We start from the raw sequence: 11,019 nt of genomic DNA on the forward strand, positions 1-11,019 counted from the left end.
GGGAAAGTGCGCAGCTTAGCCAGCCAATGCCAAACCGTGTCCAACCCGGCGACAGCGCGCCTTACTCGTCGGCGTTGCGGCTGCGCGCCTTGCCCGGGCCGATGCCTTCGAGCCGCTTGAAGAACCGACGGAACGCGGCCTCGCTGCGGTACCCCAGCATCTCGGCCACCGCGGCGACGGACAGGCGCCGATTGCCGAGCAGGCGGCGCGCTTCGGTCGCGCGCCACTGCGACATGTACTGCATCGGCGGCGCGCCCACGGTGGCGGTGAACAGTTCGGCGAAGGCAGTGCGCGACATGCCGGCCACCTGCGCCAGCGACTGGATGGTCCAGTCCTCGCCGGGCTGGGCGTGCATGGCCGACAGCGCCAGCGACAGCCGCGCATCGGTCATCGCCGCCAGCAGGCCGCGCGGACGCTCGGCACTGCGCACGTACTCGCACACAGCCATGGTGAACAGCGAATCGGCCAGCTTGTTCTGCACCATCTGCCGGCCCCAGCGGCGGTCGCGGCTGGTGGCGGTGAGCATCTGCGCCAGCTGGCGGAACGCTTCGCTGCTCTGCTCCGAGCGCACCACGAAGCACGCCGGCAGCGCGTTGAAGATGGGGTTGTTGTTGCCCGAGACGAACTCCAGCTCGCCGCACAGCATGGTGGTGTCGCCGGGCTCTTCTTCCGGCGGCTGGTGCGGATCGGGCGAGGAGGACAGCAGGTGGCGCACGCCGCCGGGGAACACGATCAGGTCGCCGCGGCGCAGGTGCAGCGCGCACTCCAGCGCCTCGCCGCTGACCCAGCACTCGCCTTCGGTCATCAGGTGGAACTGGCCGAAGCGCGTGGCCGGTTCACGATCGAACCAGGTGCCGCAGTACTTCACGTCGGCCGTGATCTCCACGCGCATGCGATAGGCGCCCAGCACCGTTTCCAGCACGGCATCGCGGGCGTCTTCGAGGGCGGCGGTCCGGGGCAGGTCCATGCCGCGCATCGTACGGCGCCCGGCGTGCAGGTGGACATGACCGGATAACGGCCGCGCCATGCCCGATCGTCCGGCCAGGCTGAACGCTTCGCCGCGCCCGGACGTTCGGGCATATCCGTGGAACGCACGGGGATGGTTCGCCCACCGCGTCGCGCGCCCAATGCCTGCACCGGCCCACACCGCGCCGGCTACTTCATCCAACACCACAAGGATCCACACATGAACAGCAAGTCCGTCACCGCTTCCGGCCTGTCGATGGCCATCGCCGCTGCTGCCCTGTTCATGGGCGCGCCCATGGCCCAGGCCGCCGACCAGGGCAAGACCGAGATGGGCCACTGCGTCGGGGCAAACGCCTGCAAAGGCCAGGGCGCCTGCAAGAGCGCGGCCAACGCCTGTAAAGGACAGAACGCCTGCAAGGGCCAGGGCTTCACCGAAGCCACCGCCAGCACCTGCAAGACCGTCGGCGGCAAGTTCGAAATGCCGGCCCCGGCCAAGAAGGCCGAGAAAGCCAACAGCTGATCCACGCCGGCCCCGCCGCCCGCGCGGGCGGTGGGGCTTCTTCCCTTCTTCCGCAGGACATCGCCATGCACGCCTTGCAGGGATTCGGACTGGGCCTGCGCCCGCAGCACTACGACGCGCTGTTGAACGGCACGCCGGACGTCGATTGGCTGGAGCTTCTCAGCGAGAACTATTTCGTCGAGGGCGGCCGCCCGCTGCACATGCTCGACCGCATCGCCGAACGCTGGCCGCTGGCCATGCATGGCGTGTCGATGAACATCGGCGGCAGCGATCCGCTGGATCGCGATTACCTCAAGCAGCTGCGCATGCTGGCGCGCCGCGTGCGCCCGCGGCTGATTTCCGATCACCTGTGCTGGACCCGCCATGAAGGCCTCCAGCTGCACGACCTGCTGCCGTTGCCGCAGGACGCCGCCGTGGTGCGCCATGTCGCCGCGCGCGTGCGCCAGGTGCAGGACACCTTGAATACCCAGCTGGTGCTGGAGAACGTCTCCAGCTACCTGCAGTTTTCCGACGACACGCTGGACGAAGCGCACTTCCTCGCCGCGATTGTCGAGGCCTCCGGCTGCGGTTTGCTGCTGGACGTCAACAACGTCTACGTCAACGCGCACAACCACGGCTTCGATGCGCGCGCCTTCCTGGATGCATTGCCGGCCCACGCGGTGCGCCAGATCCATCTCGCCGGCCACGAACCCGATGCGCTGGGCAGCGGCCTGCTGATCGATACCCACGACGCACCGGTCTGCGACGGCGTGTGGTCGCTGTATGCGTATGCGGTCCGTCGCTTCGGCGGCGTACCGACCATGATCGAACGCGACGACCACATCCCACCGCTGCAGGACCTGTTGGAGGAACTCGACATCGCCCGCGCCGTCGCCGCCGGTGCACGGCTGGAGCAGGCCGCATGAGCGCCGTGCTCGCGCGCCGGCAGACCGCGCTGCAGGCCTGGTTGCGCAGCGGCGATGCAGCGGTCCGCACGCACGTGGCCACGCCGCCCCAGGTGCAGGCCGATGCCGCCACGCGCCTGCGCATCTATGCCGATGGGTATCGGCTGCGATTGATCGAGGTGCTGGCCGATGATTTCCCGGTGCTGGCGCAGCGACTCGGTGCGGAACGTTTCCATGCGCTGGCAGGCGATTACCTGGAGGACCATCCGTCCACGCAGCCATCGGTGCGCCATCTGGGGCACGCGTTCGCCGATTGGCTATCGCAGCAGCACGGCAGCGAGGTCGAGGTGTGGGAGCTTGCGCGGTTCGAATGGGCCCAGGGCGAGGTCTTCGACGCCGCCGATGCGCAGGCCATCGCCCTGGCCGAGGTCGCCGCACTGCCAGTCGAGGCATGGCCGACGCTGCAGCTGTCCTTCCAGCCTGCACTGCGCGCCCTACATCTGCACACCGCGGTGCCAGCCCTGGTGATGGCCCACGCGGCAGATGCGCCCTTGCCCGATCGCCTCGCTCCCGATCCCGCCCACTGGCTGCTGTGGCGGCAGGATTTCGACGTGCACTGGCGCCGCCTGCCCGAGGACGAAGCCCACGCACTCCAGCACATGCGAGACGGCGGCCACTTCGAAGCGCTCTGCGCGCAGCTTGAAGCCGCACACGGCCCCGACGCGCCGCTGCGCGCGGTCGGCCTGTTCAAGCGCTGGATCCACGACGGCCTGGTGACGGCGCTGCAGGCCGCACCGCCAACCACTTCCGAACACTGACGCTGCACCCGACAGGAGCTCTCCCATGCAACCCACATCCGTGCGTCTGCACGCCTCTGCGCTGTCTTTCCTGGCCCGCATCGACTGGCTGGGCCCGCTGCTGGTGCGGCTGGTGTTCGGCTATTTCTGGGCCGAAACCGGCTGGGCCAAGCTGCATAACCTGGACTTCTTCACTGCACGCTTCGTCGAGTGGGGCATTCCCCTCCCCGCCTTCAGCGCCGCGCTATGCGCCGGCACCGAGTTCATCGGGGGCGTGCTGATCCTGATCGGCCTGGCCACGCGCCTGACCATGATCCCGATGCTCATCAACATGCTGGTCGCGCTGATCGTCGTCGTGCTGCCAGGCATCTCCACGCTGGACGAATTCGTCGAGCTGGACGAAGTGCTGTACGTGACGCTGTTCGTCTGGCTGTTGATCGCCGGCCCGGGCCGGGCGAGTGTCGATCATCTGATCGCGCGCGCCTGGCGCGGCGGCACGCCACTGCCCGGCACGGCGCTGCCGACGCGCTGAAGCCTGCAAACGACAAAGCCGCATCGCTGCGGCTTTGTCGTGGAATCGGCTGCGAGGCCGGGTCAGAAATTGTTGTCGCCATCCAGGATCCGGCCCAGCCCGCCCAGCACCGAGCCTTCGCCGCGCGAACCGCCGTTCTGCGGCGCGGCCTGCAGCATGCGCCCGGCCATGCGCGAGAACGGCAGCGACTGCAGCCACACCTTGCCCGGGCCGGTCAGCGTCGCCAGGAACACGCCTTCGCCACCGAAGAACATGCTCTTGATGCCGGCGACGCGGCGGATGTCCATGTCCACGCCACCGTGATAGGCCACGACGCAGCCGGTATCGACATCGATGCGTTCGCCCGCGGCCAGCTCGCGCTCGACCACGGTGCCGCCGGCATGCACGAACACCCAGCCGTCGCCTTCCAGCTTCTGCATGATGAAGCCCTCGCCGCCGAACAGGCCGGTCAGGATCTTGCGCTGGAAGGCGATGCCGAGCTGCACGCCGCGCGCGCCCGCCAGGAAGCTGTCCTTCTGGCAGATCAGGCGGCCGCCGTGTTCGGACAGTTTCAGCGCGATCACTGTGCCTGGATACGGCGCGGCAAACGCCACCTTGGCCTTGCCGCTGCCGGTGTGCGTGTAGACGGTGGTGAACAGGCTTTCGCCGGTGACCACGCGCTTGCCGGCCGAGAGCAGCTTGTCCATGAAGCCGCCGCCGGCGCCACTGGTGCGGCCGTCGCCGAACACCGTGTCCATCTGCACGCTCGAGTCCTTGAACATCAGCGCGCCCGCCTCGGCCACCGCGCTTTCGCCCGGATCCAGCTCCACTTCGACGAACTGCATGTCGTGGCCGACGATGCGGAAATCGATGTCGTCCGCGCGCATGCCTGCACCCGGCGGTGGCGGCATGTAGGACGGCGCAGCGCTGCCCCCAAGCTCGGCGATGGAGGCCGCTGGCTGCCAACCGGCCTGGCCTTCGCGCCAGGCCAACGCGCCAGCGTTACGGCGCGCAAAGTCCTGCGCGGCGGTCGTGTCGAACGGGCCCGAGCGGGTCTGCTCGGTGCCGGTGAGGAAATACCACTGGCTCATGGCGGCAACACCTGTGTGGAGAAGTGAGCCGAGTCTAGCCCGCGACCGTGACCACCACGCCCGTGCCCAAGGTCATGCCGCTGCGCGGCCAGCGCACCTGGGTACAGCGATGCGAAACCCCGCAACGCAAACGGCCGCCCGAAGGCGGCCGCTGCGTGCAACACGTACTGCTTTGAGCTTAGAAGCCGGCGCGGAACGAGGCGCCGATGATGCGCGGATCGTTGATGAAGCCGGTGAGGTTGTCGAAGTCGATCGCACCGGTGGCGCGGATCTGGTTGGTGCAGTTACGGCAGAACACCGAGGCCTCGTACTTGCCGGCGTTCCAGCTGTAGCCCAACTTCAGGCCGCCTTCGAAGAGCGGCTGGCCGACGAACTCCTTGGACTCGTACAGGAAGAAGTTCACTTCGCTGCGATACGACCAGTCGGTGTAGACGAACAGCTCGCCGTCGTCGCCCATCGGGATCCCGTAGCGCAGGTTGACGTTGCCGATCCACTTGGCGGCCTGCGGCAGCGGATTGCCGTTGATGTTGGCAAAGCCGTTGGCGTCGACCGGATCGGTCACCGTGCACACCCACGCCGAGCAGGTCGAGGTGGACAGGCCCGGGTCCTTGATCTCGGTGTGGTTGTAGCTGCCGTTGAGGCCGAAGCGCAGGTTCTCGGTCAGCAGCACGTCGAAGTCCAGCTCGGCGCCGTAGGCCTCGCTCTTCTTGGCGTTGATCAGCTGCACCGAATTGGACACGCCGCCCACCGCGGTGAGCTGCTGGTCCTTGATGTCCATGCTGTAGACGTCGAAGGCCAGGCGGCCACGGCGGTCCCACAGGTCGGACTTGATGCCCAGCTCGAACGAATCCACGGTCTCCGGACGGGCCACGGTCACCGGCACGCCGGTCGACGGCGGGCCGAAGCTGGCGCCGCGGTAGCCGCGGGCCGCACGCGCGTACAGGTTGACCGTATCGCTGACGGCGTAGGTTGCCGCGATGTCGCCGGTCACCTTGGAGCCGCTGGTTTCACCACCGATCGGCGGGGTCGTGGTGCGATCCCAGTCGATGATGTCGAAGGTCTTGCGGTCATGCGTGTAGCGGATACCGGCGCGCAGGTTCAGCGCATCGGTGGCCTGGTAGTTGAGCGAGGCGAAGGCCGCCCACGAGGTGGTCTTCTGCTTGGTCAGGTCGTAGCCGGTCAGGCCACCACCACCGATGGTGTCGTAGTCGTACGACTCGCCTTCGATGTTGTCGTAGAAGTAGTACAGGCCACCCTGCCAGTTGAGCGGGCCTGCGTAGTTGGACTCGGCACGCAGCTCCTGGGTGAACTGGTCCAGGCCCTTGATGCCGCCGGCGGTTTCCACCGAGAACGGGATGAAGCCCGGGCCGTAGGGCTGGGTCGGGTCGACGAACGCGCCGGCGCCGTAGCCGCCGTCGATGTCGCCGCGGCTGTAGTACTTGGAGATGCCTTCGTAGCCGGTGATCGAGTGGAAGGTGATGTCGCCGGAGCTGAAGGTCAGGTTGGCGCTGCCGCCGTAGGTGGTCAGCTCCTGCGCGTTGTGGCCGTCGATGTAGGCCTTGTCTTCATCGAAGCCGTCGATCAGCTGGTTGCTGCCGGTGTTGAAGATGTTGGCGCGGAACAGGCGCGCGGTGCCGTTGAGCTTGCGTGCGTGCGCGTTGAACAGCGCGCTGAAGTCATCGCCCGGCTGGAACAGCAGCTGCAGGCGCAGCGCCGAGTCGTCATAGCCTTCCAGTTTCTGGCCGGTGACCTGGCTGGTCACCCAGTCGTCGCGGTGCTGCTGCAGCAGCGAGATGCGCGCGGCCCAGTCGGTGCCCATCGGCAGGTTGAGCGCGCCTTCGACCGAGCTGGTGGCGTGGGTGCCGTAGGAGACGCTGGCGTAGCCGTTGGTTTCGCCCAGGACAGGCTTGGCCGAGTTGAACTTGACCACGCCGCCGGGCGTGTTCCGGCCGAACTGGGTGCCCTGCGGGCCGCGCAGCACTTCGACGCTGGCCAGGTCGAACATCGGGAAGCCCTTGATGAAGGCGTTCTCGTAGACCACGTCGTCATACACCAGGGACACCGGCTGCGAGGCGTAGGTGGTGAAGTCGGTGTTGCCGTAGCCGCGGATGTAGAAGCGCGGGAACACGCGGCCGTTGGACGATTCCACGTTCAGGCTGGGGGTCTTGCCGGCCAGCACGCGCACGTCCGAAGCGCTGGTGGAGATCGCGTCCAGGAATTCGGGGCGCAGCACCGTGGCCGAGACCGGCACGTCCTTGGCGTCCTCGGCACGGCGATCGGCGGTGACCTGGACCGAATCCAGCTGGGCCACCGAGGCCTGCTGGGCAAAGGCGCCGGTGACGACGACGGCATTGATGGCGATGGCGAGCGCGGTGGTGCGCAACGACCGGGTGGCGGACATGGGAGGACTCCGGGGGGACTGAGATGGGGGTTCGCGCATGCTGGCGTGCAGCACAATTAACGCAAAATACACACTCTTGCCCGCCGATTGTCAAATCCGGCATCCACCGACATCGCGTATCGCCCGCGCGGCCAACGCCCGCCGGCCTCCACGCCTTTAGACGATCACGATCCCGGCGTCCTGCAGTGCCGCGCGGGTCGGCGCATCGCCCTCGGGCGTGACTGGCCGAGTGAGGTCCCAAAGGAACGACACGCGAAAGCCCTCTTCGCGCGCGTCCTGCGCGGTCCACAGCACGCAGACATCGCGCGCCAACCCGCAAACGTGCACCTCGGCGATGCCGCGCCCACGCAGCCAGCCAGCCAGGCCGGTGCTGGGCCGCGCGCCGTCGGGGCCGTGGTTCTCGCGGAAGGCGCTGTAGGAATCCACCTGCGCGTGGCTGCCCTTGCGCAGGATCAGGTCGGCCGGCGCCCAGTCCACGCGCGGGTCGAGTTCGGCGCCCGGCGTGCCCTGCACGCAGTGATCGGGCCACAGCATCTGCGGCTGGCCGTGCAGGTCGATCACTTCGAACGGCGCGTGGCCGGTGTGCTGCGCGGCGAAGGACGCATGCGTGGCTGGATGCCAGTCCTGGGTGGCCACCACCGTGCCGTAATGGCGCGCGGCCAGTAGCTGGGCGATGCCCGGCACGATCGCATCGCCTTCGAAACAGGCCAGCGCACCGCCGGGCATGAAGTCCGGCTGCAGGTCGATGACGATCAGCGCGGTATCGGCGGAAGCAACAGTCATGGGCAACTCTCTACGAATGAGCAGGGAGCCTAGCGACTGCATTCCGCTGCCTCAAGCGATGCTTTGCGCGTACAGCGATGCGGGCGCGTCTTCGTAAGCTGCCTGCGTCTTCATCACTGCACGAAAACAGGGGCGCGCAACGCCCAAAACAAAAGGCCCCGCGCGAGCGGGGCCTTCTTCATGCGACTGCTGAAACGATCAGGCGATCGACGCACGGTAGATCGACTCGATCGTGGCATCGAGCGTCTCGTTGAACTGCGCATCGCTCTGCTGCGCGCTCAGCCCTTCGGTCAACGCGCGGCTGAAGCTGGCGATGATGCCGGGGTTCTTGGCCAGCTTGGCATTGGCGTCCTCGCGGCTGTAGCCGCCGGACAGCGCCACCACCTTGAGCACGCTCGGGTGGTCGACCAGTTCCTTGAAGAACCCATCGACGCTCGGCAGCGTGAGCTTGAGGATCACCGGCGTGGCCGCGTCCACCTTGTCCAGGCGCGCAAGCAGGCCGGCCTTCATGGTCGCTTCGATCTCGGCCTTGTCGGCCGAATTGATGTCCACTTCCGGCTCGATGATCGGCACCAGGCCGGCGGCCAGCACCTGTTGGCCCAACTCAAACTGCTGGTTCAGCACCGCGGCGATGCCGGCGGCGTTGTTGGCCTTGATGACCGAGCGCTCCTTGGTACCGAACACGCCCTTGGCCTTGGCCTTGGCCAGCAGCGCATCCAGGCCCGGGATCGGCTTGAGCAGCTGCACGCCATTGGCCTCATCTTCCAGGCCCTTGTCGATCTTCAGGAACGGCACGACCTGCTTGGTGTTCCACAGGTAATGGGCCGCTTCCTGGCCGACGAAACTGTCATCCAGCGTGCGCTCGAACAGGATCGCGCCCAGCACGCGCGCGCCGGTAAAGGCCGGGCTGCTGACGATGCGCTCGCGCATCTGGTGCACCTGAGCAAACATTTCCGCATCGCCCGAGTACGCCGATTCGTCCACGCCGTAGAGCTTGAGTGCCTTGGGCGTGCTGCCGCCGCTCTGGTCGAGCGCCGCGATGAAACCCTGGCCGGAAGCAATCTTGTCCCGCTGTTCCTGGTTGATTGACACGTTCGGCAAGTCCTGTGGTGAATGGGGGAGCCCGAGTGTACGCAACCCCTCCACGCCTCGCAGCCGTGTAAACGTTACCGGCTCAGATCGGCTTCACCCGCGTGTAGGTTGCGTATCCACGGTGCGGGACAAGCCATGCGCCGGGGCTGGCCGCTTCCAGGTTAAGGATGTCCTGAAGCAGCGCCAATGCATCCTTCGGCAGGCCTGCGATCGCGCTGGGTCATCGCGCACGCACGAGCACTGCAGCACCCCTTAGCCGAACCGGTCGGGATCTCCTTCCCCGGCTTCGTCAGCGTCATACAGCGCGAACCGTGGTGCCGTACTCAGACCAGTCTGATGGAAGCAGTCCTTCGAGCTAGTCGCGGAAGTGTTCGCCCGTGTCGCCGCGCCCGAACTCGTCGTAATCCGATATGAGCGTGCGCCGGCGTGGCGGTTCAACACGCGGATCTGCAACCATGCAGGGATCTGTTGCCCAGGTGTCTGCGATGTCCTTGCTGTTTCTCGCTCTCGGCGTGCTGCTGACCGCGTTGCTCTATCGCCTGCGCAGCCGCTGGCCCGCGCGCGTGCTGGGGCTGTGCTGGCTCGTCACGTTCTGGCTGCTGGGCAACGGCGTGCTGACCGGCTGGATCGTCGATTTCACCCAGCGCAGCCCCGCGCCGCGGCCGATCGCCTGGCAGCCCGGTTCGGTGATCATCGTGCTTGGCATGGGCATGCAGAAGCTGCCGCATGAAGGCGGTATCGAGCCGCAATCCCTCGCCTACAGCCGCATCCTGCGCGCGGTGCAGCTCTACGACCGCTGCGCCCAGGCCACGACGGGCTGCAGGATCCTGCTCTCCGGCGGCGACCCGGCCGGCCTGGGCAAGACCGAGGCCGAGCTCTACGGCTCACTGCTGGAAGAAGCCGGCGTTCCCGCCAGCGCCGTGCTCCATGAAACGGCCTCGCGCAACACCTGGGAGAACGCCCGCTATACCGCACGCTTGCTCGCCACCAAGCCGCACGGCCCGTTGGTGCTGGTCACGTCCGGCCTGCACATGCGCCGCAGCCTGCTCTACTTCGCCCATTTCGGCCTGCAGCCCGCGCCCGCGCGCAGCGACTACACCGCGCCGTTCTCCTCCTGGCTGCCCAACAGCTACAACCTGCTGATCGGCGATCTCGCCACGGTCGAATGGCTCGGGATCGCCCGCTACCACTGGTACAACTGGCTCGGAAAGAACGAACCGCCGGTGAACTCGGAGCCTGCGCCAGATGCCTCTTCGATGCGAGAGCGTCCGGTGACATTGCCGACCGCGCGTTGACTGATTCCTTGCTGATGCGAGCACGTTCAATGCGTGTTGCCGCCTGATCTCGCGTGACTCAGGCATTCCTGTTGCCCCAGTGAGCATCATCGTTGCCGCAGTCTGAGGAAAGCACGACAGCGTCAGGCCGACGGAGGCCCTAGGCTCGCGCTGTAGAAATGGCTTCAACGCTGTGCTTTTCTTACGCCTGATACAGGCTTATCCACACTCCGCAACGCCTGCCCAAGAATGCATACGCAACGTCAGCACGCGGCTCGCGAAATCAGCTGCGCGTGAACACGGAATAGGCTGTTCTCAAAGGATTCAAGACCAACGCGTAGTCGCGTTGAGCCTTCCAAGGCCATTAATCGATCGAGCGTTCCGTGCCAGCTCGATCGGAATTCCGTCGCGAGCGACAGCAGGTGCATTTGATAAACGAAGCTCGCAGAGCGCGAGGTCTTGGAGCGAGAGGCGTCCGGGAAATCTCTGCCGATTGTCTTCCGGGAAGTCCGCGACGCGGGCATCGATTAAGTCGATTAACTCCACGCTTTTGGCTTTCGTGAGGATCCGCAACACGTTCCCGCTAAGCCTTTCACTTTTCTTCGGCGCAAAGAAGAACCCCGCAGATCTTTCGATCTACGGGGTTCTGGGGTAAGGCCCTGGCGATGACCTACTCTTGCATGGCTTAAGCCACACTACC

Annotated in this window: 10 protein-coding genes; 5 read left to right on the plus strand and 5 right to left on the minus strand. The window is 66.6% G+C overall.

The genetic code is table 11. The features are described from left to right. Positions 1-61: 61 nt before the first annotated feature. Entirely contained in the window at positions 62-967 is a 906-nt protein-coding gene (locus BMZ17_RS19765; protein WP_175485688.1) for an AraC family transcriptional regulator, read from the minus strand. A gap of 219 nt (positions 968-1,186) precedes the next feature. Here BMZ17_RS19765 and BMZ17_RS19770 point away from each other — a divergent pair, with 219 nt between their 5' ends. From BMZ17_RS19770 to BMZ17_RS19785, 4 genes are all read left to right on the plus strand, one after another. Continuing rightward, positions 1,187-1,486 carry a BufA2 family periplasmic bufferin-type metallophore gene (locus BMZ17_RS19770; protein ID WP_093143847.1) on the plus strand — a complete coding sequence of 100 codons (300 nt, stop codon included), beginning with the start codon at positions 1,187-1,189 and terminating at the stop codon, positions 1,484-1,486. A 65-nt stretch (positions 1,487-1,551) separates the two neighbouring features. Beyond that, on the plus strand, positions 1,552-2,391 hold the full coding sequence (locus BMZ17_RS19775) for an MNIO family bufferin maturase (protein WP_093143852.1): 840 nt from the start codon (positions 1,552-1,554) through the stop codon (positions 2,389-2,391). Next, positions 2,388-3,188, plus strand: a complete 801-nt coding sequence (locus BMZ17_RS19780) for an HvfC/BufC N-terminal domain-containing protein (RefSeq protein ID WP_093143858.1) — start codon at positions 2,388-2,390, stop codon at positions 3,186-3,188. Before BMZ17_RS19775 ends, BMZ17_RS19780 begins: the two co-directional genes overlap by 4 nt. A 25-nt stretch (positions 3,189-3,213) precedes the next feature. Next, the gene (locus BMZ17_RS19785; RefSeq protein ID WP_093143862.1) at positions 3,214-3,699 is read left to right on the plus strand and encodes a DoxX family protein; all 486 of its coding nucleotides are present in this window, start codon (positions 3,214-3,216) and stop codon (positions 3,697-3,699) included. 62 nt (positions 3,700-3,761) lie between these two features. Here BMZ17_RS19785 and BMZ17_RS19790 read toward each other — a convergent pair whose 3' ends face one another. The 4 genes from BMZ17_RS19790 to BMZ17_RS19805 all read right to left on the minus strand — a co-directional run bounded on the left by BMZ17_RS19790 (position 3,762) and on the right by BMZ17_RS19805 (position 9,039). Beyond that, the gene (locus BMZ17_RS19790; RefSeq protein WP_093143866.1) at positions 3,762-4,769 is read right to left on the minus strand and encodes a TIGR00266 family protein; all 1,008 of its coding nucleotides are present in this window, start codon (positions 4,767-4,769) and stop codon (positions 3,762-3,764) included. Between the two features lie 178 nt (positions 4,770-4,947). Next, positions 4,948-7,170 carry a TonB-dependent receptor gene (locus BMZ17_RS19795; RefSeq protein ID WP_093143870.1) on the minus strand — a complete coding sequence of 741 codons (2,223 nt, stop codon included), beginning with the start codon at positions 7,168-7,170 and terminating at the stop codon, positions 4,948-4,950. A gap of 156 nt (positions 7,171-7,326) precedes the next feature. Continuing rightward, on the minus strand, positions 7,327-7,953 hold the full coding sequence (locus BMZ17_RS19800; protein ID WP_093143873.1) for a nicotinamidase: 627 nt from the start codon (positions 7,951-7,953) through the stop codon (positions 7,327-7,329). 198 nt (positions 7,954-8,151) lie between these two features. Next, entirely contained in the window at positions 8,152-9,039 is an 888-nt protein-coding gene (locus BMZ17_RS19805; RefSeq protein WP_343124190.1) for a fructose bisphosphate aldolase, read from the minus strand. 491 nt (positions 9,040-9,530) lie between these two features. Here BMZ17_RS19805 and BMZ17_RS19810 point away from each other — a divergent pair, with 491 nt between their 5' ends. Then, positions 9,531-10,340: a YdcF family protein gene (locus BMZ17_RS19810; protein ID WP_175485689.1), complete on the plus strand. Its 810-nt coding sequence runs from the start codon at positions 9,531-9,533 to the stop codon at positions 10,338-10,340. Positions 10,341-11,019 lie beyond the last annotated feature (679 nt).

The sequence above is a fragment of the Pseudoxanthomonas sp. GM95 genome (assembly GCF_900109775.1).
Classification (GTDB): domain Bacteria; phylum Pseudomonadota; class Gammaproteobacteria; order Xanthomonadales; family Xanthomonadaceae; genus Pseudoxanthomonas_A.

What these genes read in the sequence shown, in the direction of transcription:
- BMZ17_RS19765 (WP_175485688.1), bottom strand. Translation starts at nt 967, where the DNA reads ATGGACCTGCCCCGGACCGCCGCCCTCGAAGACGCCCGCGATGCCGTG.
- BMZ17_RS19770 (WP_093143847.1), top strand. Translation starts at nt 1,187, where the DNA reads ATGAACAGCAAGTCCGTCACCGCTTCCGGCCTGTCGATGGCCATCGCC.
- BMZ17_RS19775 (WP_093143852.1), top strand. Translation starts at nt 1,552, where the DNA reads ATGCACGCCTTGCAGGGATTCGGACTGGGCCTGCGCCCGCAGCACTAC.
- BMZ17_RS19780 (WP_093143858.1), top strand. Translation starts at nt 2,388, where the DNA reads ATGAGCGCCGTGCTCGCGCGCCGGCAGACCGCGCTGCAGGCCTGGTTG.
- BMZ17_RS19785 (WP_093143862.1), top strand. Translation starts at nt 3,214, where the DNA reads ATGCAACCCACATCCGTGCGTCTGCACGCCTCTGCGCTGTCTTTCCTG.
- BMZ17_RS19790 (WP_093143866.1), bottom strand. Translation starts at nt 4,769, where the DNA reads ATGAGCCAGTGGTATTTCCTCACCGGCACCGAGCAGACCCGCTCGGGC.
- BMZ17_RS19795 (WP_093143870.1), bottom strand. Translation starts at nt 7,170, where the DNA reads ATGTCCGCCACCCGGTCGTTGCGCACCACCGCGCTCGCCATCGCCATC.
- BMZ17_RS19800 (WP_093143873.1), bottom strand. Translation starts at nt 7,953, where the DNA reads ATGACTGTTGCTTCCGCCGATACCGCGCTGATCGTCATCGACCTGCAG.
- BMZ17_RS19810 (WP_175485689.1), top strand. Translation starts at nt 9,531, where the DNA reads ATGTCCTTGCTGTTTCTCGCTCTCGGCGTGCTGCTGACCGCGTTGCTC.